Here is a 23,452-nt window from a genome sequence, read left to right on the forward strand (position 1 = left end):
TTGAACTCGTGAGTAGGCCCCATGTGTCGCATCTGAACCAGAACCTCAAGCCGCTCGAGCAGTCGCTCAAGCTGCAGAACGTGTGTTACGAGATCCGCGGACCCGTACACGCGCACGCGCAGCGGCTCGAGGCGGAGGGCCACCGCATCCTCAAGCTGAACATCGGCAACCCGGCTCTGTTCGGATTCGAGGCACCCGACGTGATCATGCGCGACATGATCCACGCGCTCCCGTACTCGCAGGGATACTCCGAGTCCGCCGGTGTGCTGTCCGCTCGTCGTTCGGTGGTCACGCGGTACGAGCTGATCCCCGACTTCCCCTTCTTCGACGTCGACGACGTCATCCTGGGCAACGGTGTCTCCGAGCTCATCACGATGACGATGCAGGCGCTGCTGAACGACGGCGACGAGGTCCTGATCCCGGCACCGGACTACCCGCTCTGGACGGCGATGACGTCGCTGTCCGGGGGCACCCCCGTCCACTACCGCTGCGACGAGGCGAACGGCTGGAACCCCGACATCGCCGACATCGCGTCGAAGATCACCGACCGCACCAAGGCGATCGTCATCATCAACCCCAACAACCCGACGGGCGCGGTCTACTCACGCGAAGTCCTGCAGCAGCTCGTCGAACTGGCTCGTCAGCACTCGCTGCTGATCCTGGCCGACGAGATCTACGACAAGATCATCTACGACGAGGCCGAGCACGTGAACGTCGCGTCGCTGGCTCCCGATCTGCTGTGCCTGACCTTCAACGGCCTGTCGAAGGCGTACCGGGTGTGCGGGTACCGCGCCGGCTGGGTCGTGATGACCGGCCCGAAGGAACACGCCAAGGGATTCATCGAGGGCATGGGCATCCTCGCCTCCACTCGACTGTGCGCGAATGTGCCTGGGCAGCACGCCATTCAGGTGGCGCTCGGCGGCTATCAGTCCATCGATGCGCTCGTCTCCCCCGGCGGCCGGCTCTACGAGCAGCGCAACGTCACCTGGGAGAAGCTCAACGAGATCCCCGGCGTCAGCTGCGTGAAGCCCAAGGGCGCCCTGTACGCCTTCCCGCGCCTCGATCCCGAGGTGCACGAGATCCACGACGACGAGCTGTTCGTCCAGGACCTCCTGCTGCAGGAGAAGATCCTCGTCGTGCAGGGCAGCGGGTTCAACCTCGATGACACCAACCATTTCCGCATCGTCACGCTGCCGTGGTCACGCGACCTGAAAGAGGCCGTCGAGCGGATCGGCAACTTCCTTTCCTCGTACCGCCAGTAGGCGGCAGCTCCCACGCGGCGGCAGGCCCGGGTCTCAGTGGACCCGGGCCTTTTCGCGTCCCGGTCTGGTTTCGGTCCGCGTAACCGGGGAATCCGCACTGAGACGGGTTCGCGCAAGGGTCTAGACATTTATGTAACCGTTGGTAACGTGTAACTCCAATCGGGGTCTACAGCGAGGTGACACGGATGTCCGAACAGGCAGTGCAGGTGCGGCCCGACTGGCGGCGGGGGACGGTGTCCGGCGACGTCACGCTGGCGACCTTCGAGCTCGGCGACCCGGGGAATCCGACGGTCCTGCTGGTTCACGGCTGGCCCGACACTCACCACCTCTGGACGCACATCGCGCCCCGGCTCGCCGAGAAGTACCACGTGGTGGCCTACGACTGCCGCGGCTTCGGCGAGAGCGATCGCCCGCGCAAGGTCGGGGCGTACCGGCTGGCCGAGCTCGCCGACGACCTCTTCGCCGTCGCCGAAGCCGTCAGCCCCGACGCTCCCGTCCACGTCGTCGGTCACGACTGGGGTTCGGTCCAGGCGTGGGAGGCCGTGAGCCGGCCGCGGGCGCACACCCGCATCGCATCCTTCGTCTCGGTCTCCGGGCCGAATCTCGATCACCTCGGCCACTTCCTCCGCAACGGGCTGACCCGTCCGACGCCCCACCGCGTGCGAACCATTGCGACGCAATCGCTCTCGTCGGCCTACACGGGGTTGTTCCAGCTTCCCGTACTCCCGAACGCGCTGCTGACCGCGCTTGGGAATCCGCGGGCGTGGAAGCGTTTCCTGCACACCGTCGAGGGCACGCCACCGGAGAACGTCGTCGTCGCCGGAACCCTACGCCGCGACATGATCACCGGGCTCGCGTTGTACCGAGCCAACATCCGCCAGAAGCTCCTCCGTCCGGAGCCGCGCCCGACAACGGTGCCCGTCCTGCAGGTGGTCAACGAACGCGACATCGCCCTGCGCCCGGCCATCTACGAGAACACCCCGACCTTTGCGGCGAAGCTGTGGCGACGCGACACCCCCACCGGCCACTGGTTGCCGTACACCAACCCGGATTATCTGACCGAGACGGTCCTGGACTTTCTGGCCGCCCAGACCGGCGGCGACTCCCCGCCGACCGTCGAACGGTCGAGGGTGTTCGGCGAACCGAAACCCCTTGCCGGCAAGCTTGTCGTGATCACCGGTGCGGGTAGCGGTATCGGGCGGGAGACCGCACTTCTTCTCGCCGAGCGCGGCTGCGAACTCGTGCTCGCCGATCGGAATCTGGACACCGCGGCCGAAACCGAGCAGGCCTGCAAGGTCGCCGGGGCGGTGGCTCACGCCTACCTGCTCGACGTCTCCGACACCGACGCGTTCGTGTCCTTCGCCGCGGCGGTCCGCGAGCAGCACGGCGTCCCCGACGTCGTGCTCAACAACGCCGGAATCGGTTTGGCCGGTGGAGCTCTCGCCGCTACCGACGAGCAGGTCGACCGACTCCTCGACGTCAACCTGCGCGGCGTCATCACCGGGAGCCGCGAGTTCGGCCGGCAGATGGTGGAACGCGGGGTCGGCGGACACATCGTCAACGTCTCGTCGGCCGCGGCGTTCACGCCTTCGCGCAGCCTCGGGTTGTACTCGGCGTCGAAGGCCGGTGTCCTGCTGTTCTCCGAGTCGCTGCGGGCCGAGCTCGCCGAGCACCGCATCGGCGTGAGCGCCATCTGCCCGGGCATCGTCGACACCAACATCGTGGCGTCGACGCCGATCGCCGGTCTCGACTCCGCTTCCGAACAGTCACAACGGGATCGCCTGGACCGCTTCTATCAGCGTCGTGGCTTCACCCCGGATCGGGTGGCCACCGAGATCGTCTCGGCCATCGAGCACAACAAGGCCGTCGTCCCGGTGACGCCCGAGGCGAAGGTCGGCTATCGCATCTACCGTTTCGCGCCGTGGTTGTCGCGCATCGGCGCCCGACAGAACGTCACCGGATGAGCACCGTCGAACGCCCGCGTCCCGATCTGTCCCCGACCGATCAGGCCGATCCCGGACCCGTCGAACTACACGCCCGCAATGTGGCCTTCGACTGGGACGACGTCCCCCTGCACTGGATTCCCGGTCACCCCGTCGCTTCGAACTTCATCAGCGTGCTGAATCTCCTTCTACCGGAGGGTGAGCGCTGGTTCGTGCAGACCTACAACGAGGCGCTGCCGCTGGTCGCCGACGAGGAACTCGCCTCCCGGATGCGAGGTTTCATCGGCCAGGAGGCCATGCACGCCGAGGCCCACGACCACGTGCTGTGGGAGTTCCTCGATCACCACGGCATCGATCCCCGCCCCTACCAGCTGCAGATGGAGTGGATCTTCCGTCGGGTTCTCGGTCCGGCGACGAGCGGCTCCACCGAGGCCCGCCACAAGCACCTCGTCGAGCGCCTGTGGCTGATCGCGGCGCTCGAGCACTACACCGCAGTGCTCGGCGATTTCGCGTTGAACAACAACTGGATCGAGGCAGGCGCGCATCCGACGATGGCCGACCTGTTCATGTGGCACGGCGCCGAGGAAGTCGAACACCGCGCCGTCGCGCACGACGTCGCCGCGTACTTCGGGGACAGCTACCTGCGCCGCGGGCGCGCGATGCTCGCCGTCCTCCCGATACTGCTGTTCCTGGTGCAGCGCGGATACCGCTTCATCATGAAGCAGGACACGTCGGTGTCCTTCAACTACATCCAGAAGAAGTGGCAGTTCCACCGCGGCGTACGCGCCGACGTGCTCCCGCCGCTGCGGAGCATCGTCTTCTCCACGTTCAGTTACTTCCGTCCCGGGTTCCGCCCGGAGCAGATCGGCAGCACCGCCCAGGCCGTCGCCTACCTCGCTTCGTCGCCGGCCGCGCGCAACGCCGCGTGAGGGACTCCGATGAATCAACGCGCACATCCACATTCGACGAGCCTGACCCAACCGCCCCCACATCTCTACGGGCGGTGGCGCCGTGATCCGATCCTCACGGTCGGCACCGCGTTCATGCGGGCCTGGTGGCCTGCGTGGCGTCCACTGTCCCCGTTGAGGCCGGCACCGGCCAACCCTGGGATCACTCAGGTGCGCATCGTGAATCGCGAAGTCGTCGCATATGACGAGAACGTGATCGCGCTGACGCTGGCCGCCGCCGATGGGGGCGTGTTGCCGTCCTGGCACGCCGGCGCCCACATCGACGTGCTGCTGCCATCCGGGCGGATGCGAGAATATTCGCTGTGCGGTGACACCGCCGATCACGAGCACTACCGCATCGCGGTGCGTCGCATCCCCGACGGCGGCGGGGGTTCGATCGAGGTCCATGACGCCCTGGAGGTCGGGGATGTGGTGTCGATCAAGGGTCCGCGCAACGCTTTTCCGCTGGCGGTTCCCGGCCACGGCTCCCCCGCACGTCGGATTCGCTTCATCGCCGCCGGGATCGGCATCACGCCGATCCTGCCGATGCTCGCGGTGGCCGAGCGCTTCGGGCTGGACTGGTCGATGATCTACACCGGGCGCTCCGCGGACTCGATCCCCTTCCTCGACGAGGTCGCGAAGTTCGGCGACCGCATCACCATCCGGACCGACGATCAGCACGGACTCCCGACCATGTCGGAGCTGGTCGGCCCGGTCCCCGATTCCGACGCCGATCTCGCCGTGTACTGCTGCGGGCCGGTGCCGATGCTGGAGAGCCTCCGCCGCCATCTGGCCGACCGCGCCGACATCGAGCTGCACTACGAGCGCTTCAGTCCGCCTCCGGTGGAGAACGGCTCACCGTTCACGGTGACGCTGGCGTCCACGGGTGCACAGATCCCGGTGGCCGCCGACGAGTCGGCGCTCGCGGCGATCCGGCGGGTGATGCCGTCGGTGCCGTACTCGTGTCAGCAAGGCTTCTGCGGCACATGCAAGGTCAGGACGTTGTCCGGCGACATCGATCACCGCGACAACATCCTGACCGAGCCCGAACGCGAGGCCGGGACGATGCTGACCTGCGTGTCACGCAGTGCCGGCGGGAACCTCACGCTCGATCTGTGAGACATCCCCCCGCGCACGCGCAACCCCTGTTCCCTGAGGAGCTTGCGGAGGATGCGTCTCGAAGGGCACGTGACGCCCGGCAACCGTGCCGCGTAGCAGGAACACCGCTGCCACACCGGCTGCCGCGGTGATGGCCACCGCCGCCCACACCGCGTTGTGCAGGCCGTCCATGAAGACCTCCTGGACCGCGGCGCGGACCGTGTCGCTCATGGCGGCGGGCACCCGGCCGGCGACCTCGACCCCGGCCATCACCGACTGTTCCGCGGTGGCGACCACCTCGCGCGGTAACCCACTGCCCGACAGCCGATCCCCGATGCCGGCGACATAGGCCGAGGTCAGGATCGAGCCGAGTACCGCGACGCCGAGCGTGCCGCCGATCTCGCGGGTGGTGTCGTTGACCGCACTGCCCGCACCAGCCTGTTCCGGACGCAGCGCATCCATGATGAGCTGCGTGCACGGACCCGAGATGAACGCCAGGCCGGCGGCCATCAGCAACATCGCCCAGACGATGAGCTCCCAGTATCCCGATGTCCGCGAGGACAACTCGACGAGCGCGAACCCACCGGACATCAGGAAGGCACCCGTCACCGCGACGTAGCGCGCCCCGAACCGGTGTGAGAGAGCCATCGCCACCGGCGACAGCACCGCCATCACGATGGCGAACGGCAGGGTTCGCACACCGGCGGCGAGTGGGCCGTAACCCTTGACCGCCTGGAAGAACTGGGTGATCAGGAAGATGAACCCGAAGAGCGCGAAGAACGCCACGCTGATCATCCCGGCCGCGGTGGCGAAGTGCCGGTTGGCGAACAGCCGCACGTCGAGGATGGGATGGGCGATACGCAGTTGGGTCACGACGAACACGGCCAGAATCGCAAGAGCAGCGACGATTCCGAGGACCGTGCGGGTCTCACCCCAACCGACGTGCGGCGCTTCGATCAGGGTGTACGTGAGCAACCCCAGACCGGCGACCGAGAGACTCACTCCGACAGCGTCGAATCGGGGCACCGCCAGTGGCCGGGTACCGGGCACGACCGCGAGGATCACGGCGAGCGCGGCCAGCCCGAACGGGACGTTGACCCAGAACACCGAGGTCCACGAGAAGTGCTCGAGCAACCAGCCACCCGTCACGGGACCGATGGCGACGGCGATACCCGAGACCGCCGCCCAGATGCCGACGGCCATCGCCCGCTCCTTGGCGTCGGCGAAGATCGTCGTGATGATCGCCAGCGTCGCTGGGAACACCAGTGCCGCAAAGAGTCCGAGGCCGCCGCGGGAAGCGATGAGCTGTCCGAGGCTCTGCGACGACGCAGCGAGGACCGACACCGCCATGAAGCCGATGACACCGGTGAGGAGCATCCGCCGGTGACCGAACCGGTCGCCCAGATAGCCGCCGGTCAGGAGGAGGCCGGCGAAGACGAGCGTGTACGCGTCGACGATCCATTGCAGGCCGGAGATCCCGGCGTCGAGGTCGCGGGCCAGCGTCGGCAGGGCGACGTTGACGATCGTGTTGTCGATCATGACCAGCAGTTCGGCAAAGCTGAGGGCGCCGAGCGCCCACCAGCGTGAGCCCTTACGTCCAGTACGCATCGGCATTCTCCTGTTCCGTGAGCGAGAGTTCAGATATGGAACGCCGTACCACTGTTGTAGAACACCGTTCTATACAAGAAGAACACCGTGCTAGTAGCTTGTCAATATGTCTCCCGCGAAGCCGCGCACGCGAACCTCAGCCGCCGAAGTCCGGTCATCCCTCATCCGTGCCGGCCGCACGATCCTCGAGCGCGACGGCGAGGCGGGACTGACCGTGCGAGCGGCGGCGGCCGAGGCGAAGGTCGCGCCGATGGGCGTCTACAACCACTTCGACGGCCGCGACGGGCTGCTGGATGCGCTGGTCACCGACGGTTACGCCGAGCTGGGTCGTGCGGTGGCCGCGACGGACGACGATCCGTCCACGCGCCTGCGGAGCTCGGGGCGCGGTTACCGTCGCTTTGCCACGTCGAGTCCCGTGGTCTACGGACTGATGTTCTCCGCCCGGTGCACACCGGACCTCGAGGTCGCGGCTCATGCGTTCGAGGTGCTGGTCGACGTCATCCGCTACGGCCAGGTCGCGGGCGTGGTCGCGACGGGCGACCCGACGACGCTCGCGATGCAGACCTGGTCGGCGGTGCACGGGGCGGTGAGTCTGGAACTCATGGGTGCGCTGCCGCCGAACGTCGATGCCGACACGAACTACGAGAACGTACTCGACTTCATCGCGCGGGGTCTGCGGGCACAGCCTGCCGAGTGAACCCCTGCCCGATCACGGCAGGACGATCGGCGGCAGTCCGGGGATCGGATTCGGGATCGTCACACCACGCTGCGGTCGCGGTGCGCGGGAGCGGGGTCGAGGTGCAGGTGCCGGCTCGTTCGTCGCCACGGGCGGTGGCGGTGGCGTGTAGCGCTGAGCCGGTTGACGTGCCTCCGCGAAGATGGCCGGATCGGCGTATTCCTGGGTGGTCGGCGCCGTCGTGGTCGGCGTGGTAGGACCGGCGACCGGCGCCGGGAAGGAACCGTTGCTCCCCGCGGCCAGTGCGACCGCCACTCCGATGATGGCGAGCGCGCACACCAGTGCCACTCCTGCCAACACCCGCTTCGCCGGGACCTCACGCCGAGGGCGAACCGGCGCCGGACCTGGCCGATTGACCAATGAAAGTGGTTCCGGTGCAGGGACGTTCGCATGCGGTGGCATGTCAGGGGCTGGGCCCGCACCGGGATGGCCGGCATCGGGCCGCGGCGTCCGGAAGCTGCCCTCGGGTGAGACCGGCGTGTGGTGTTGAACCGGCACGGGTTCCGGAACCGGCGGGGGTCCGGAATGTGCCGTCAGGGCGCCGAATGCCGTTGCGGGAGCATGGTCCACCGGGCGCGCAACAGGCGCCTGGAACATCTGCTCGGCACCTATGACCGGGAAATCACCTGAGCGACCGGGGCTTCCGGACGGCGAATCGAACGGCAGCGAGAGTTTGCCGGTCGGGGCGTCGTCAGGCCCGACGGACCCGGACACCTTCGGAGCGGTCGGTGCGGTCACCTCGACGGCAGCACGCTCGGGCGCCACGTCGACGAGGTCCTCTGGCGCAGAGTCGACGACGTCCTCGACCTCGGCCTCGCTGTCGTCACGGTCGGCCTCGCTGTCGTCACGGTCGGACTCGCGACCGTCCGACGTCTCGGCCGCCTCCGCCTGCATGGACGCCGGTGTCTCGTCTCGGTCGTCCACGGGTTTCGGCTCGGCCGGGTCTGAGCTGTCGGTCGCGTCGGCGACCTCTGCGGAGTCAGCGCTGTTGCTGTCGGCCGCGGGCTCCTCGACGGTCGTGGGCGGGCTGTCGGTACCGGTCGCGTCACTCTCGGCGGTCACTGTTGGCTCGGGCTCGTCTTGGGGTACCTCGGGCTTGTCTTGGCGTACCTCGGGCTTGTCTTGGGGTACACCGAGCGGCCCGGCTGGTACTGCGTCGGTCAACGGACCGGGAGCGGCGTCGACGATCGGTACCGGTACGGCTTTCGCGATCCCGTCGCGGAGACCCGGCCACACGCCCAGGCCGTCGGCGATGACGACTGCATGGGCCTGCGCGCCGGCCACCGCCGCACGAGCCAACTCTTCACCGCGCGCGATGAGCGCACCACCGGCCTCCTCGACATCTCGCCGCGCCATCCGGAACAACCGAATGTGTCGGCGTCCCATCAAAAATGTGCCATCGGAATCCTGCAGTCGTTCACGTCCGCGCGAGATGAGCTCGAAGAGTTCGTCCTGCCACTCGGGCGAGGTCGGGGATTCGACCCGTCCGATCCGGGTCAGGTGGTCGGCGATGGCACGGTCGAGCGCCCCGAGCGACAGCGCGGCGTCGGCGTACGTGTCGGCGACCGTGCCGCGGGATGTGTCGAAACGTCCGACCGACACGCATCCGTTCCCGTCGAGCCCCAGGAGAACCACTTGAGGATCGTCGTCCAGACCGCGCGAACGGAGTTTGGACCGCACGTCGTCGAGCACTGTGGGGTCCACCGGGACCTCTGCTGCCGCAGAGGCCGGCCCCACAGCCGAATCGAACACTGTGTCGGTCATCTGACTAATTCCTGCACTTGTGTGCACCTCGCCCAGCACGCCCCCACGGCGAGAAGGTGCCCCCCTGATCAATCGCGGGGTTCAACCTAACACGTCTACGCGGGGAATCGCTTTCGACGGCAACCCGTTCACCTGCGTGAACGAAGTAGTTGTCTCAGTTTTTCGCGCGGGCACGGGCCCGCCGAGCGCGCGGTAGTCCCACCCCGCCGACCGCCAGGCCTGAGAGTCGAGACAGCGCCTCGCGTCGACGATGCGCTTGTGCCGCACCACCGGTGCGAGCTCGTCCGGGGACATGTGCACGAACTCCGCCCATTCGGTTGCGACGACGACGACATCCGCTCGATCGCAGGCCGCGCGCGCCGAGCTCGCATAGCTCAGCATCGGTTGCACCCGACGCGAATTGTCCATGGCCTGAGGGTCGAACACGGTGACCGATGCACCGTCGAGTGCGAGACGGCCCGCGACGGCGAGTGCGGGAGAGTCCCGGACGTCGTCGCTCTCCGGCTTGAATGCGGTTCCGAGGACGGCGACGTTGCGGCCCAGCACCTCTCCCCCGAGCGCTTCGGCGACCAGTTCCGCTGCGGCACCGCGTCGTCGCATGTTGATGGCGTCGACCTCGCGCAGAAACCCGACCGCGCGAGGTGCGCCCATCTCGTCGGCACGGGCGGTCAGCGCCCGGATGTCCTTGGGCAGGCAGCCGCCGCCGAATCCCAGTCCCGCGTTGAGGAATCGCCGTCCGATCCGGGCGTCGTGGCCCATCGCGTCAGCGAGTGTGCCGACGTCGGCGCCGGCGATCTCACACAGTTCACTCATCGCGTTGATGAACGAGATCTTCGTCGCGAGAAAGGCGTTCGCGGACACCTTGACCAGTTCAGCGGTGGCCCAATCGGTCTCGATGAACGGGATGCCGGTTTCGAGGACTTCGCGATAGATGTCCCGGATGACCTCGCCGGCCAGGGATTCCACTTGCGGGACCCGCGGGTCGTCGACGAGTCGTCCGACGCCGACGACCATCCGGTCGGGCGCGAGGGTGTCTTCGACGGCGAAGCCTTCGCGGAGGAACTCCGGACTCCACGCCAACTCGACGTCGGCTCCGGGGGCCGAGAGGTGCGAGATCCGTTGCGAGAGTTCCCCGCACGTGCCGACGGGGACGGTGGACTTGCCGATCAGAACGTGGATGCCCCGCAGCGTGGGCACGAGCGCATCGACGGCCGCGTGGACGTGGGACAGGTCGGCGCGGTGTCCTCGCACCTCCTGCGGGGTGCCGACGCCGATGAAGTGGACCGAGGCGTGTTCGGCGGCGACCGAATGGTCGGTGGTGAAGCGCAGTCGCCCGGCGTCGAGGTTGCGGCGGAGGATGTCGGAGAGCCCGGGTTCGAAGAACGGGACGTCGCCGGCCTGCAGGCGTTCGACCTTCTGCGGGTCGATGTCGATACCGACGACGTCGTGGCCGAGTTCGGCCATGCAGGCCGCGTGCGTCGCGCCGAGGTACCCGCAACCGATCACCGTGAGCTTCATGGTCGCAACGATTACCCAGGCAGGTGTGCCGCCAACCAACCGTCGCGTTGCGTGTGGTGATCGGGTGGGTGAACTGTCAGTCGTTCTTGATGAAGTTCAGGTACGCCTTGGACGGGGTGGGGCCGCGTTGTCCCTGGTACTTCGAGCCGACCTTCTCGCTGCCGTAGGGGTGCTCGGCCGGGCTGCTGAGGCGGATGAGGCACAGCTGGCCGATCTTCATGCCTGGCCACAGTGTGATCGGCAGGTTGGCCACGTTGGAGAGTTCCAGGGTGATGTGGCCGGAGAAGCCGGGGTCGATGAAGCCGGCGGTCGAGTGGGTCAGGAGGCCGAGGCGACCGAGCGACGACTTTCCTTCGAGGCGTCCGGCGAGGTCGTCGGGCAGGCTGCACACCTCGAGGGTGGAGCCCAGCACGAACTCACCCGGGTGCAGCACAAAAGGCTCACCCTCTGTCGGTTCGACAAGGGTGGTGAGTTCGTCTTGGCGTTGGGCCGGGTCGATGTGGGTGTACCGGGTGTTGTTGAACACGCGGAACAGACTGTCGAGCCGGACGTCGACGCTGGAGGGCTGGACGAGCGCAGGATCGAATGGATCGATGGCGAGGCGCCCGTCAGCGATCTCGGAGCGGATGTCGCGGTCGGAGAGCAGCACGTGTCGAGGTTATCGAATGGTCACGGTGGATCTGCGGCGGTGTCCGACGGCCCGGACGATTCACCTCCCCCGTGGCCGCCCGACCGGCGCCGTCGGGCGTCGGCGCGCATGCGGTTGAGGACCTCGTCGGTGCGGTTGGCGTGATTGACCCTGGGGGTCTGATCCGGGTGCGACGTCGGCGGGTGCCAGACAGCGCGACCTGCGTCGACCCCCTCCGTGGCGATCGTGGTGGCCCACTGGTCCTCGCCGGGGCCGACGGCACGGTTGTGCGGTCCGCATGCGGTGGTCATGTTGTCGATGTCGGTGGGACCGTGGTCGGCCGTCCATTCGGCCACGTGGTGGAGTTCAGAGTCGAAGGACGACCGGGTGCAGCGTGGACACGTGCAGCCACCGTCGCGGCCCACCGCGGCGATCCGCTGGGCCCGGGATGCCAGGCGCTTGGCGCGTCCGAGGTAGAGGACCTCACTGGTGTGGTCGCGGAACACCTCGAGGTACTGCTGCGACTCGGCGGCGAGTTCGACGGCATCCTTGATCGGCAGTAGCGCGCCTGTAGCAGTGCGCGCGGGAGCCCCGGCCCGCTCGCGGAGCGCCGATTCGGTGATCGTGACGATGACCTGCGGCGGCAGCCCGTGGTGGGATCGGCCGAGCGCGCCACTGTCGAGCACCAGGCGCAGTAGAGCACTGAAGGCGTCGTGATTGCGTTTCTCGGCCGATCGGTCGTCGCGTTCGGCGGCCGCCGCAAGGGCGTCGGGATCTGCGCTCCCTGGGTCTCCGGCGGGTGACTCCGGGTCGTCGGGGTTGTTCATACCCGGCGCTGCCCACACCGCCAGCACGACGTCGAGCATGGCGCGGGTCTTGGGATCGAGGGTGGCCGTCAGCTTGGACATCAGCTGTGCGTCCTGCGGACCGAGGCGCATGCCGCGCATTCGGGCGCGATCGCGATCGTCGGTGAGGCTCCCATCGGGGTCGAGGTGCGCGAGGATGCGTGCGCCGAGCTGCCGCAGCGACGACGGATCGTAGTCGCGCGCGTAATGCGCAAGCGTCGCCTCGGCGGCTTCACGGTCGGCCGGGTCGACGGCGGCCGGGACCTTTTTCATCACCTCGACGATGACGTCGACATTCCTCCCCGAGATCCCGCCTTCGGCAACGCCTTTGGCGGTCTCCGGGAATCGCGGCTCGAGTACCTCGCCCTGCATGTCGGGGAACTTCCCGATTGCCCACACGCGATTCAGGAGCCGGTTGGCCTCTCCGCTGCGGTTGAGCACGCTCGTGACGAAGTTGGTGACGGTCTGGCAGCCGGCTTTCCGGTATGCGGAGCGTTCGTCGATGTCGATGATGTGGTCGGCGAACGAGGTGAGCATGCGACGCTCGGCGCGCTCGTGCTCGATCGCGACCTTGAGCAGGTCGGTGTCGGAACAGTCCGTGGACGCCGTCTCGCTGATCTCGTCCAGCAATGCGTGCAGACGCTCGTACTGGTCGAGAAGAAGTGGTTGTGATGCAGATGGCTCGCAGAAAGCCATGATTTAACCCCCGTCATCATGGCTTTACTCGAAACTATGTTCGAGTGTACGTGCGTCTACGCAGGTGCGCAACCCGATCCGCAAGAAATCTTCGCGCCGCTCGCGGAGACCCCGACCGCAGTTTGCTAGGCTTTCGATCGCGAGCCCAGCGCTCGCACGCCGATGTAGTTCAATGGCAGAACATCAGCTTCCCAAGCTGAATACGCGGGTTCGATTCCCGTCATCGGCTCCACGGAAACCGCAGGCGAGAGTCGGTTCCTACCAACTCCCCAGAACGAAGACGAGCCACGTCACGATGCCGGTCGCCAGGTTCGCCGCGAACACTGCGCAGAACACTCCCCACGCAGTGAGTCCGTTCTCGAGGTGACGGCGCCAGCGGAACGCTTGTAGTCCAGGCCGGCCAGCTCCGCGTCGATCATTTCTTTCGTGATCTGAGTTATTGCGGCGGTTGCCGGGCCACATCGGCCCCCGAGTTCCGCTGTTTCCCGTTGGCGCTCGTCGGACTATCGGGGCTCTTCCTGATTCAGAGTGCGTCGAGGTGTTGTGCGAGGCCGCCGGAGTGGATGAGTGACCGCAAGATGTAGTGGTTGAGGTTGCGGAAGCCCAACGCGATCCCGCGGAGGTGTTCCAGGCGGCCGTTGATCGCTTCGACGGGTCCGTTGGAGGCGCCGGTGTCGAAGTAGGCCAAGATCTCGGCACGCCGCGCCCATAATGATCGGCCGAGTTGGGCCAACTCTGCCAGCCCGGACGGAACGCCGGTATGAATCCGTTTGAGCAGCTTGTACATCGCGATCTTGCCGTCACGCTTGTTCTCCTGGCCGTAGGCGTTGATCAGCTCTTGGTAGATCGCGTAGGTGACCGAGACGGCCACGTGCTCCTCGTGAGCCTCCAACCCGCTACGTAGCCGGGCCTTCTGCTTGTCTGTCAGCAACGCGATCCGGGTCAGCAGTGGTCGGCGGATACCGTAGAGCGGATCACCCGTGCGGCCGCGGTGCCCACACGTATCGTGTTGCACGCGTTGACGACACACTGTGAGCTTCTCGGCGGCCAGATGGACCACGTGGAACGGGTCCATCACCGCCCGCGCCTTATCCAATGCCTCGGCGGTCGCGGTGCGATACCCGGTGAATCCGTCCATGGTGACCACCCGGATCCGGTCCCGAAAGGAGTCATCGCGGGCATCGAGCCAGTCCTTCAACGCCGCTTTGGACCGGCCGCCCACCATATCCAGCAAGCGCGCCGACCCGGTCCCATCCACAATCGGTGTGAGGTCGACCAGCACGGTCACGAAACTCGAATCACCATTGCCGCGAACATGTTTCCACTTGTGCTCATCAACACCGAGAACCCTGACACCGTCGAGTCGGCCAGGCGCCGAAGCCACCGTACGCGCCGCCTGCAACGCGAGGGCATTCACGGTGTTCCAGCCCAACCCGACCGACGCGGCGACCGCAGAGACGCTCATCTTGTCCAGAATCATCCGCCGAAGAATCCACGCGATCGTGCGGCGCGTCACCGCCGCGCGCGGCGCGACGATCGCCGAGATGTCGGCGCGAAAGATGCCCTGACCACACGCGCCGTTCTCGCAGGCGTAGCGCGGCACCCTCAGATGCAACCGGGTCGGATGGCCCACGATCGGTAGATCTGCCACCTCACGATCGACATGATCACGCAACCGACCCGCCCGCTCGCACCTCGGGCAGCTACTCTTCGGGGCCAAGACCTCGCAGAACAGGTGTGTGCGATCCTCGCCGTCGAGAGCGGCATCGGTGATCGTCACCCCGAGTTCGATCGTGCGGCAAATCGTGTCGGCAATGGCGCTACGCTGCAACGAGGGTCCTGTCGGTGTGAGTGATGAGGTGTAGGGGCTTTCATCTTCACACCACAGGACCCGCCCGCATCCCCGGCTCGCCGCCGCCGAACCCGACCTACATCTTGTGCCCGGTAGAACCCGTTCTACGCACCGTCAATCAGGAAGAGCCACTATCGGTTCAGGTCATGGAGCATTCTCAGTGAATCCCACTGGCGCCCTTTGGGCCTGAGTTTCGACTACCGAAACCGATTACGCGGGTTCGATTCCCGTCATCGGCTCCGCCATCACGTCGACCCGCTCCGCGCGCACTAGACGCGGCACAACACCCCAGCAGTCCAACAGTCCAGCACGCCGCCGTTCTGAATCTCTCGCCGTTCCCGTTCATTGGAACACCGTTGGACCGCTTGGCGAATCGCCTCCAACCGTTGCAGGAATGTATACAACCCGCTACGGTTAACTCGTCAGAGTGTTGCGCGTCACATGACCGTTACATAAGCTAACTATGCTCACACCTCGTGAAACCGGGCTTCCCCGTACGGCTTAGCGTTGAATTGCGAAGTCGCCAGCTGGGAATCCTCCCTTGCATAAATCTGCACGTGTACACAATCATCCCAACATCTAGGAAGAAGGCCTCCGGATGGATTCAGTATCCGTTCCCGCAGTCGCCGCTTCGATCGCCGTGATGGTGCTCGGCGGCGGTGCGCCGCTGGCGGCAGCGCTCATCCTCAACTGGCGCGACCGGGTCAAGGCGAAGGGTGTCGACCAGTGAATCTGCAGACAGCCTTCACCATTCTGGTCGCGATCTACTTCGTTCTGATCCTCATCGTGGGGCTCCGCAGCAACAAGAAGATCACCACGTCGTCGGATTACAGTGTCGCCGGACGCAACATGGGTCCGGTACTGGGCACGATGACCTTCACCGCCACATACGTTTCGGCCCTGACGGTGATCGGTCTGGTCGGCTCCGCGAACGGCATGGGCCTCGCCCTCGTCCCGTACACATTCCTCGGCCTCGGCTGCGGACTGTTGTTCCTCGTCCTCATGTCCAGTCGCGTTCACCGGGCCGGCCGCACCTCGGAGAGCGTTCCCGAACTCCTCGGAAAACGCTACGGCGACAGCTCAGTTCGCGTCACTTCCGCAGGCACCATCGTGATCGCCTACTTCGTCTACCTCATCGCTCAGCTCTTCGCGGTCGGCATCCTGCTCTCCACCACGATCGGCTTCGAGGTGTGGGCGGTGATCCTGGTGGTCGGCACCATCTTCGTGCTGTACACCCTCACCGGTGGTATGCAAGCAGTCGCCCGCACCGACGCCTACCAACTCGTGGTACTCGTGGCGGCGGTTCTGATCACGCTCGTCCTGGTCATCACCAAAGTCGGAAGCGACGGCCTGAGTTGGAGCGATGGCCCCGGGTTGTCGCAGTTCCTCGGCGGCCCGGTGCCGACCTGGATGCTCGCCTTCGGTTGGGGCCTCTCGTGGGGACTCGGCGTCGCGTGCATGCCGAACTATCTGCAGCGCATCCTGTCCTGCCCGGATGTCCGGACCACCCGACTCGTGCTCGGCTGGGGATCGGCGATCTCCTTCTGGCTCGTGAACGCACCCATCCTCGTCATCGGTATCGGCATCGCGATCATCGACCCGTCCATGACGGGCGACTCGGCACTGCCGTCATTCCTGCTCACCCACGGCGGCACCATCATCGCGGCTATTGCGCTGACAGGTCTGATCTCCGCGGTGATGTCGACGACCGACTCACTTCTCCACGTGATGGGTGTGTACTTCGGTCGCGACATCGTGTGCACGCTGCGCAAGACCGCGGACGACGCGACAGCGTTGAAGCTCTCGCGAATCTCGACCGGCGTCATCGGTGCACTGGCGGTGGCCACCGCCACGTTCATGTCGTTCAGCCCGCTACCGCTGATCCTCACGTTCGCCTCGTACGCGGTCTCACTCCTCGCCGCAGGCCTGTTCGTGCCGCTGTTCATCGGACTGCTCTGGCAGGGGGCATCGAAGACCGGTGCGGTGGCGTCGATGGTTGTCGGCGTGATCGTGCTGATCGTGTTCGAGGTCCTGCGCAAGCAGGGGGTGATCGAACTCCACGGCATCGTCCCCACGCTGGTGTGCGCGATCATCGCGATGGTGGTCGGATCCTGGTGGGACGGTCGACGGGTGGAAGCGACAGCCACCGAGCCCACCACTGCTGAACAGCCGGTGGCTTCCACAGTGTGACCACCACGCGACCGGGCGGCCTTTCGCAGAGATGCGAAAGGCCGCCCCGTCGCGCCGCACGGCCCAGGCACTTTCTGATCCCCAGATCACATAAACCCGGCCCGGGGAATGCCCCCACCCCGACCACCGTTGCGCGAAGAGTCAACGACATCGTCGGAAGAGGTACAGCATGAAGATCGGGATCATCGGAGCAGGATTCATCGGCGGAACGCTGACTCGTCGACTCACCGAACTGGGACATGACGTTCGCGTGTCGAATTCGCGCGCGCCCGAGACGCTTTCAGACCTGGCAGAAGAAACCGGCGCAACGGCGGTATGGGCGAAGGACGCGGCCCGGGACGCCGACCTCGTCATCGTGTCCATCCCGCAGAAGAACACGCCTGACCTGGCCCCGGGCATCCTCGACGCTCGTAAGCCGGGCGCCCCGGTGATCGAGACCAACAACTACTACCCGCAGCAGCGTGACGGGAAGATCGCGGCCATCGAGAACGGCACACCGGAAAGCGTGTGGGTGTCCGAGCAGCTCGGTGTGCCGGTGTACAAGGTGTTCAACGGAATCTATTGGAAGCACCTGCTCAAGAAGGGTCTTCCGGACGGCGCCGAGGGTCGGATCGCGTTGCCGATCGCCGGTGACGACGCGGACGGCAAGACGATCGTGTTCAGCATCGTCGACGAGCTCGGTTTCGACCCGGTCGACGCCGGACCGCTCGCCGAGTCGTGGCGTCAACAGCCCGGAACACCCGTGTACGGCAAGGACTTCGGCGTCGACGACACGCTCGCGGCACTCAAGGAAGCCTCGCCGGAACGCACCCCGGAGTGGCGCGCCGCCTGAGCCTTCCGGCCGACGTCACCGTCGCTTCGGACGCACCCCGGGCTTTTTTCGGCCACTCTTTCCCGGGACCTTGCCCGCGGCCTCTCGCGCGGCCCGCTTCGCGGCGGCCTTCTCCTTGGCTGACCGTTTCGGCACCGGCTCGGAGTGTCCACGCGACGACGTCGCCTTGCGGCCGCGGACGATCCCGATGAACTCCTCGGCCAGCTCGGTGGTCGGGGCCGGCCACAGCAGGCCGACGGTGCCGGTCGGAGCGTCGGTCACCGGACGGTAGACGAGGTCTTTGCGGTGATGTAGCCGCGCCAATGACTGAGGCACGAGAAGGGCACCGATGCCGGCGGCCACGAGTTCGATTGCGTCGCCGGTCGTTTCCGGACGGTGCTCGACGGCGGTGCCGGGACGGCCGGCTGGATCGTCAAAGCCTGTCGCCGGCTCGTCGAGCGGCCACAGGATCTGCTCGTCGGCGAGGTCGGCGAGGGTCAGTTCGTCACCCGCGGTGAGCACATGATCCTTGGGAACCACGACGACAGTGGTCTCCTCATACAGTTCGATCGTGTGGTGTGGCCCGGCATCGCCGTGCCGCAGAGCGTCGGGCAGACGGGTGATCGCCATCTGCACACTTCCCTGGGCGATGGCCCCCGCACACTCGGCGACCTCGAGGGCCACGAGCTCCAGCGGGACGTCGGGTTGCCGTTCCTCCCAGATGCGGACCCACTTGCCGGGGGTCACGCCGGGGACGTATGCCAGTCGGAACGTCGAAGCCCCAGAATCGCCTGCCCGGTCGGGTGTGGTCACGACCAAAGGCTACCGCCCGATACCCTGGGGGAATGAGTTCGCAGTCGATGAAGCCGGCCACCGCCGCCAAGAAGCTGGACGTGTACCTGCCGGCGACCCCCGCGGAGTTCCGCGAGGGTTCCATCACACGCGCCGAGCTCGCCGCCCTGCAGGCCGACCCGCCGGAGTGGCTGAAGACCCTCCGGGCCGAGGGACCGCACCCGAAGAACCTGGTCGCGGCCAAGCTCGGTGTCTCCAACTCCGCCCTGGTCCGCAACGGGATCGCCGAGGCGCTGACCACCGCACAGATCAACGACCTGCTCGCCGAGATGCCCGAGTGGCTCGCCGCCGAACGCGCCACGCAGGTGGAGGTCCGCCGCGAGGAACGACGCGTCAAGTCACTCCACGAGGACCGTCGCCGGGACCGCGAGGAAGCCGAGAACGCCGACAACTGACCGGCGGATTCCCGCCCCGGTCATCGCACCGAGCGTCGCCCCGGCACCACGAGTCCGCATTCGTATGCCGCCACCACCAACTGCGCCCGATCCCGCGCGCCTAACTTCGTCATCGCCCTGTTCACATGGGTTTTCGCGGTCAGCACGCTGATCTGCAGGCGGTCGGCGATCTCCGCGTTGCCAAACCCCTCGGCCACCAGCACCACCACCTCCCGCTCGCGCGGGGTCAACGTCCCGACGACCGCGGACTCCGCGGCCGATCCGGCCGCCGGGCGAGACAGGAAGTGACTCACCAGCATCTGGGTGGCGGTGGGAGACATCAGCGTGTCGCCCTGCGCCACCGCGCGTATCCCGTCCAGGAGCTCCTGCGGTGAGGCGTCCTTGCCGATGAAACCGCTTGCGCCCGCGCGTAATGCGGCGGCGGCGTTGTCGTCGTATTCGAAGGTGGTCAGCACCATCACCCGGGTCCCGCGCAGCAGCGGGTCCGAGGTGATCGAGCGGGTGGCCGCGATGCCGTCGATGCCGGGCATCTGTATGTCGGCGACCACGACATCCGGGTGGAAGCGTCGGGCCGCACGAACGGCCTCGCCGCCGTTGGTCGCCTCGGCGACGACCTCGAGGTCGGGTTCGGTGTCAACGAGTAGGCGCAGGGTGCTGCGGAACAGACCCTGATCGTCGGCCAGGACGATCCGGATGGTCATCGACATCTCCTCTCACGGTGGCCTCGCGATCAGCCGATCCACCACCGGCCGGCAGGGCGGCGTCGACGACGAACAGGTCGTCCACCCACCGCACGTCGAGCGTCCCACCGACCGCGACGACCCGTTCACGCATGCCGATCATCCCGAGCCCGGGCAGGTCACGGGCGTCCCGACCCCCCTCGCCTGCACGGGCGTCGTCGGGGCGCAACCGATTCTCGACGACGATCGCGACGGCATCGTCGTCGTATCGGCAGCGCACCGCGACCGGCGTCCCGGGCGCGTGGCGGACCGCGTTGGTGAGCGACTCCTGGATCACCCGGTAGGCGACCTGATCCACGTCGTCGGGCAGCGGCCGCTCCTCGCCCGACACGGTCACCACGACCGACGCTCCGGCATTGCGGTACACCTCGACCATGCCCGGCATGCTCGACATCCCGGCACCCGGCTCGGGGACCGTCGGCGAATCCCGACGGAGCATCCCCACCGTCGCCTTGACCTCGCTCAGCGCGGCACCGGCGATGTCGTGCATCTGCGCGAGCATCTGTTCGGCCACCTCCGGGCGGGCGTGCACGAGTCGCCGCGCCGTTCCGATCTGCAGGTTGATGGCGGTCAGATGGTGCGCGACCGCGTCGTGGATGTCGCGGGCGATACGCATCCGCTCGGCGAGCACCGCCTGCGCGGCCTCCACCTCCCGCTGTGACTCGGCCGCCTCCGCGCGTGCCTTCATGGCCTCGAGGTACCCGTTGCGAGCACGGCCCAGCGCCCCGACGCACATGCCGAGGAACAGCCAGCCGACGGCGCCGATCCGTTCGACCGGTAACCAGTCGTCACCCCAGATGAACGACGCTGCGAGGAGCGCACCGGCTGCGGCCGCGGTCACGGTCATCGCCCGACGCATCGGATATCGGGAGGCGATGGCGTACAACGCGATTGCCGGAGGCAGGCTCATCGCCGAGTTGAACGAGCCGGTCGCCACGATGTAGATCACCGCTCCGGCGGTCGTTCCCGCCACCGACACCAGTGGCGCGCGATTCTTCGCCACCAGGAACGCCGACGCCGCGACGCCCAGCAACGCCGCCTCGAGACTCGTGTCACCCGGGCCGCCCCGCTGGACCACCCGCAACGCCAGCACCGTGCCGACGGCGACCAGCCCGGCGACGACCACCGACGAGATGAGCGGACGACGACGGGCGAATCGCACCCACCGTTCGTCGAGGTCCACGCGCAGCAGATTACCGCTGATCAGGGCTACGCACCTGTGGTCTGATCACCCGCGGCGATCCGTCTCCATCTCCGTCTCCTACGGTCCCCCTAGCCGCAATCGCGGCAAATGCGACATACGCGGTATGGATCGTCTACTACGTCCGCAGTACGCGAGGGCCGTTACCAGTCCGAATGGTTGGGGCGTCCGGGAACCCTGCACGACGACGCACCGCCGGGCCACCGATCCTCGGTACGCTCCGGAACGTTCCCGGCTCGCGACCTCGGCGGGTCAGCGCGTGCTGCGAGGAGTTCCCGTGCGACTTCCAAGAATTCCGGTCACCCTACTGGCGACGATGGGTGCGATCGCCTCGTTGTGCATCGTCGGCGTCTCGGATGCGTCAGCTGCACCCGGTGATGTGGCCGGAACCGTGGTCGCCGACGGTCCGGCACGGGCGTGGGAGGTGCGCGCCTGGATCACCGGGACGGATTCGTCGCCGGTGCGCAGCGCCGGTGTCGCGCGGTCGGATCGGTCCGGTCGTTTCACTCTCCGACCCACCGCACAGCCCGGCACGGACGAGGCCTTCTACGTGACCGCCACCCCGGCGGGACAACCGAACTCCTTCACCGCCCTCGCCACGATCTCCCCGACCCTGCCCTCCCGCCTGACCGTGAACGAGCTGACCACCGTGGCAACGGGTTACGCGATGGCACAGTTCGTCGACGGCACTCGCATCAGCGGCCTGGCACCGGGCGTGCGCAACGCGGCGTCGATGGCGGGCAACCTCGCCGATCCGACCAGCGGCCGGATCGGTTCCACCCTCGCCTCAGCACCGAACGGTGCACAGACGTCGACCCAGGCCGCGTTCCTCTCGCTGTCCAATGCGCTCGCCGCCTGCACCTCGTCACCCGAGGGTTGCGCTGCTCTGCGGTCCGCGACGACGACCCCGCTGAGCGGCCGGCCGTCGAACATGGTCGAGGCGATGGCGAACATGGCGAGAAGCCCGGAACACAACCCCGCCGGACTGTTCGGGGTCGCACTGCGGAGACCCGCTCGCGCCGGGGCACTTCCGCTTCCGCCCGCCGCCTGGACGCTGGCCCTCCGATTCGACGGTGGCGGTGGACTTCTCGCCGGCCCGGGCAACTTCGTCATCGGCGAGGGCGGCGACATCTGGGTCAACGCGAACTACGAGTACAACGCCGACCCGCGAACTGCGGTGTGCGGCAGCAAGTACCTGTTCCGTTTCGGGCCCGACGGAAAACTCGTCGGCGGACGCCCGATCACCGGCGGCGGCCTCAGCGGCGCCGGTTACGGCATCACCCGGGACCACTCCGGCGACATCTGGGTGAGCAACTACGGCTTCGCCGCACCGGAACCGGGCTGCCCCGCCGACCGCCAGCCGCCACACAACTCGCTGTCGAAGTTCAGCGCGCAGGGTGAAGTTCTCTCTCCGCCCGCCGGTTTCACGCAGGGATCGATCAGCTGGCCGCAGGGCATGACCACCGACCGCACCGGATCGGTGTGGACCACCAACTGCGCCACCAACTCACTGACCGTCTTCCCCGACGGCGACCCGAGCCGCGCCCGCAACATCAAGGTCGGCGTGAAGCAGCCCTTCCATCTCGTCGACAACGGCCGGGCCCTCTTCGTCAGCGGCCTACAGAGCAGCTCGATCGCGATGCTGGACCGCTCCGGACGACCGTTGCGAACCCCGATCACCGGACCCCACGTCGACAATCCGCTGGGCCTGGCCACCGATGCCCGCGGCAACGTGTGGATCGCGAACTCCGGGGTCATCACGCTGCCGTGTCCCGACCGTCCCACCGGCACAGGATCGTTCGGTTCCGTGTCCGCTCTGGGCCCGACGGGCAAGACCCTCGTCGGGCCGCTGCGCGGCGGTGGCATCACGATCCCGTGGGGCATCACCACCGACGGCGACGGCAATGTCTGGGTCGGCAATTTCGCCGGCAAGCGCGTCTCGAAGTTCTGCGGCGCGAACGCCGCCACCTGCCCGCCCGGCAAAAGCACCGGCGACGCCATCTCCCCGGACGTGACCGGTTACTTCTTCGACGGGCTCGCGCGCAGCACCGGCATCATCGTCGACCCCGCGGGCAATGTCTGGACCACCAACAACTGGAAAGAGGTCCCGCTCCAGACCAACCCGGGCGGACTCCACATCGTCGCCCTGGTCGGTGCTGCGGCACCGGTACCGGTGCGCTGACCGGGCACCCTTCGCAGACGCAGAGCACCTCACATCGGGGACGCAGGTGTGACCGACATCGCGTCTTCGTGTCCGATTTGCGGAACTTTGTCACAGAATTCGCGCTAATTCGCGTGACTAACGGAAGCGTGCAGGTCACGCTTGTCTCTCGCGCCGGAATCGGGACCAGTGCAAAAGTGGTACT

18 protein-coding genes, 1 tRNA gene and 1 pseudogene are annotated in these 23,452 nt (G+C 67.0%); 11 read left to right on the plus strand and 9 right to left on the minus strand.

Features of this window, described 5'->3' with window-relative positions; translation table 11 throughout:
* Positions 1-8 precede the first annotated feature (8 nt).
* The 4 genes from PWF70_RS21380 (at position 9) to PWF70_RS21395 (ending at position 5,271) form a co-directional block, all read left to right on the plus strand.
* Positions 9-1,262: a pyridoxal phosphate-dependent aminotransferase gene (locus PWF70_RS21380; protein WP_040004266.1), complete on the plus strand. Its 1,254-nt coding sequence runs from the start codon at positions 9-11 to the stop codon at positions 1,260-1,262.
* 185 nt (positions 1,263-1,447) lie between these two features.
* Positions 1,448-3,226, plus strand: a complete 1,779-nt coding sequence (locus PWF70_RS21385; protein ID WP_006359902.1) for an SDR family oxidoreductase — start codon at positions 1,448-1,450, stop codon at positions 3,224-3,226.
* The gene (locus tag PWF70_RS21390) at positions 3,223-4,134 is read left to right on the plus strand and encodes a metal-dependent hydrolase (RefSeq protein WP_006359903.1); all 912 of its coding nucleotides are present in this window, start codon (positions 3,223-3,225) and stop codon (positions 4,132-4,134) included. The genes PWF70_RS21385 and PWF70_RS21390 overlap by 4 nt, the downstream gene beginning before the upstream one ends.
* Before the next feature lie 9 nt (positions 4,135-4,143).
* Positions 4,144-5,271: a PDR/VanB family oxidoreductase gene (locus tag PWF70_RS21395; RefSeq protein WP_040004267.1), complete on the plus strand. Its 1,128-nt coding sequence runs from the start codon at positions 4,144-4,146 to the stop codon at positions 5,269-5,271.
* Here the strand turns inward: PWF70_RS21395 and PWF70_RS21400 are convergent.
* A complete protein-coding gene (locus PWF70_RS21400) occupies positions 5,233-6,858 on the minus strand; it encodes a DHA2 family efflux MFS transporter permease subunit (protein WP_280089077.1) in 1,626 nt (541 codons plus the stop codon). The genes PWF70_RS21395 and PWF70_RS21400 overlap by 39 nt on opposite strands.
* A 106-nt stretch (positions 6,859-6,964) precedes the next feature.
* Between PWF70_RS21400 and PWF70_RS21405 the strand changes: the two genes are divergently transcribed.
* Positions 6,965-7,555, plus strand: coding sequence for a TetR/AcrR family transcriptional regulator (locus tag PWF70_RS21405; RefSeq protein ID WP_006359906.1), 591 nt, complete (start codon positions 6,965-6,967; stop codon positions 7,553-7,555).
* A gap of 12 nt (positions 7,556-7,567) precedes the next feature.
* Here the strand turns inward: PWF70_RS21405 and PWF70_RS21410 are convergent, their stop codons facing one another.
* From PWF70_RS21410 to PWF70_RS21425, 4 genes are all read right to left on the minus strand, one after another.
* Entirely contained in the window at positions 7,568-9,358 is a 1,791-nt protein-coding gene (locus tag PWF70_RS21410; protein ID WP_280089078.1) for a hypothetical protein, read from the minus strand.
* 81 nt (positions 9,359-9,439) lie between these two features.
* A complete protein-coding gene (locus PWF70_RS21415) occupies positions 9,440-10,876 on the minus strand; it encodes a UDP-glucose dehydrogenase family protein (RefSeq protein ID WP_279941260.1) in 1,437 nt (478 codons plus the stop codon).
* Positions 10,877-10,952: 76 nt separating this feature from the next.
* The gene (dcd, locus tag PWF70_RS21420) at positions 10,953-11,525 is read right to left on the minus strand and encodes a dCTP deaminase (protein ID WP_006359909.1); all 573 of its coding nucleotides are present in this window, start codon (positions 11,523-11,525) and stop codon (positions 10,953-10,955) included.
* Between the two features lie 20 nt (positions 11,526-11,545).
* Entirely contained in the window at positions 11,546-13,045 is a 1,500-nt protein-coding gene (locus PWF70_RS21425) for an HNH endonuclease (protein ID WP_279941261.1), read from the minus strand.
* 158 nt (positions 13,046-13,203) lie between these two features.
* On the opposite strand from PWF70_RS21425, the gene PWF70_RS21430 reads away from it, so the two are divergent.
* Positions 13,204-13,277, plus strand: a tRNA-Gly gene (locus tag PWF70_RS21430).
* 291 nt (positions 13,278-13,568) lie between these two features.
* Here the strand turns inward: PWF70_RS21430 and PWF70_RS21435 are convergent.
* Positions 13,569-14,876, minus strand: coding sequence for an ISL3 family transposase (locus PWF70_RS21435; RefSeq protein ID WP_006358292.1), 1,308 nt, complete (start codon positions 14,874-14,876; stop codon positions 13,569-13,571).
* A gap of 619 nt (positions 14,877-15,495) precedes the next feature.
* On the opposite strand from PWF70_RS21435, the gene PWF70_RS21440 reads away from it, so the two are divergent.
* The 3 genes and pseudogenes from PWF70_RS21440 to PWF70_RS21450 all read left to right on the plus strand — a co-directional run.
* Positions 15,496-15,627: a hypothetical protein gene (locus PWF70_RS21440; protein ID WP_006357179.1), complete on the plus strand. Its 132-nt coding sequence runs from the start codon at positions 15,496-15,498 to the stop codon at positions 15,625-15,627.
* The gene (locus tag PWF70_RS21445; RefSeq protein WP_035752951.1) at positions 15,624-17,087 is read left to right on the plus strand and encodes a sodium:solute symporter family protein; all 1,464 of its coding nucleotides are present in this window, start codon (positions 15,624-15,626) and stop codon (positions 17,085-17,087) included. The genes PWF70_RS21440 and PWF70_RS21445 overlap by 4 nt, the downstream gene beginning before the upstream one ends.
* Before the next feature lie 148 nt (positions 17,088-17,235).
* Positions 17,236-17,919, plus strand: a pseudogene (locus tag PWF70_RS21450) (NADPH-dependent F420 reductase); the annotation flags it as partial.
* Positions 17,920-17,934: 15 nt separating this feature from the next.
* Here the strand turns inward: PWF70_RS21450 and PWF70_RS21455 are convergent.
* Positions 17,935-18,717, minus strand: a complete 783-nt coding sequence (locus tag PWF70_RS21455; RefSeq protein WP_035752953.1) for a LysR family substrate-binding domain-containing protein — start codon at positions 18,715-18,717, stop codon at positions 17,935-17,937.
* Positions 18,718-18,758: 41 nt separating this feature from the next.
* Here PWF70_RS21455 and PWF70_RS21460 point away from each other — a divergent pair, with 41 nt between their 5' ends.
* Positions 18,759-19,145 carry a DUF5997 family protein gene (locus PWF70_RS21460; protein ID WP_006357175.1) on the plus strand — a complete coding sequence of 129 codons (387 nt, stop codon included), beginning with the start codon at positions 18,759-18,761 and terminating at the stop codon, positions 19,143-19,145.
* A gap of 20 nt (positions 19,146-19,165) precedes the next feature.
* On the opposite strand, the gene PWF70_RS21465 is transcribed toward PWF70_RS21460, so the two are convergent.
* Both PWF70_RS21465 and PWF70_RS21470 read right to left on the minus strand, forming a co-directional pair.
* Complete coding sequence (locus PWF70_RS21465) at positions 19,166-19,846, minus strand: response regulator transcription factor (protein ID WP_035752955.1); 681 nt, start codon at positions 19,844-19,846, stop codon at positions 19,166-19,168.
* Complete coding sequence (locus PWF70_RS21470; protein ID WP_279941093.1) at positions 19,779-21,068, minus strand: sensor histidine kinase; 1,290 nt, start codon at positions 21,066-21,068, stop codon at positions 19,779-19,781. The genes PWF70_RS21465 and PWF70_RS21470 overlap by 68 nt, the downstream gene beginning before the upstream one ends.
* Before the next feature lie 295 nt (positions 21,069-21,363).
* Between PWF70_RS21470 and PWF70_RS21475 the strand changes: the two genes are divergently transcribed.
* Positions 21,364-23,268 carry a Vgb family protein gene (locus PWF70_RS21475; RefSeq protein ID WP_279941091.1) on the plus strand — a complete coding sequence of 635 codons (1,905 nt, stop codon included), beginning with the start codon at positions 21,364-21,366 and terminating at the stop codon, positions 23,266-23,268.
* Positions 23,269-23,452: the final 184 nt, after the last annotated feature.

This window comes from Gordonia sp. Swx-4, from assembly GCF_030316175.1.
In the GTDB taxonomy this organism is placed as follows: domain Bacteria; phylum Actinomycetota; class Actinomycetes; order Mycobacteriales; family Mycobacteriaceae; genus Gordonia; species Gordonia alkanivorans.

Coding starts and splice junctions, on each gene's coding strand:
- PWF70_RS21465 (WP_035752955.1), bottom strand. CDS start 19,846: ATGACCATCCGGATCGTCCTGGCCGACGATCAGGGTCTGTTCCGCAGC.
- PWF70_RS21390 (WP_006359903.1), top strand. CDS start 3,223: ATGAGCACCGTCGAACGCCCGCGTCCCGATCTGTCCCCGACCGATCAG.
- PWF70_RS21425 (WP_279941261.1), bottom strand. CDS start 13,045: ATGGCTTTCTGCGAGCCATCTGCATCACAACCACTTCTTCTCGACCAG.
- PWF70_RS21410 (WP_280089078.1), bottom strand. CDS start 9,358: ATGACCGACACAGTGTTCGATTCGGCTGTGGGGCCGGCCTCTGCGGCA.
- PWF70_RS21385 (WP_006359902.1), top strand. CDS start 1,448: ATGTCCGAACAGGCAGTGCAGGTGCGGCCCGACTGGCGGCGGGGGACG.
- PWF70_RS21405 (WP_006359906.1), top strand. CDS start 6,965: ATGTCTCCCGCGAAGCCGCGCACGCGAACCTCAGCCGCCGAAGTCCGG.
- PWF70_RS21415 (WP_279941260.1), bottom strand. CDS start 10,876: ATGAAGCTCACGGTGATCGGTTGCGGGTACCTCGGCGCGACGCACGCG.
- PWF70_RS21395 (WP_040004267.1), top strand. CDS start 4,144: ATGAATCAACGCGCACATCCACATTCGACGAGCCTGACCCAACCGCCC.
- PWF70_RS21460 (WP_006357175.1), top strand. CDS start 18,759: ATGAAGCCGGCCACCGCCGCCAAGAAGCTGGACGTGTACCTGCCGGCG.
- PWF70_RS21440 (WP_006357179.1), top strand. CDS start 15,496: ATGGATTCAGTATCCGTTCCCGCAGTCGCCGCTTCGATCGCCGTGATG.
- PWF70_RS21400 (WP_280089077.1), bottom strand. CDS start 6,858: ATGCGTACTGGACGTAAGGGCTCACGCTGGTGGGCGCTCGGCGCCCTC.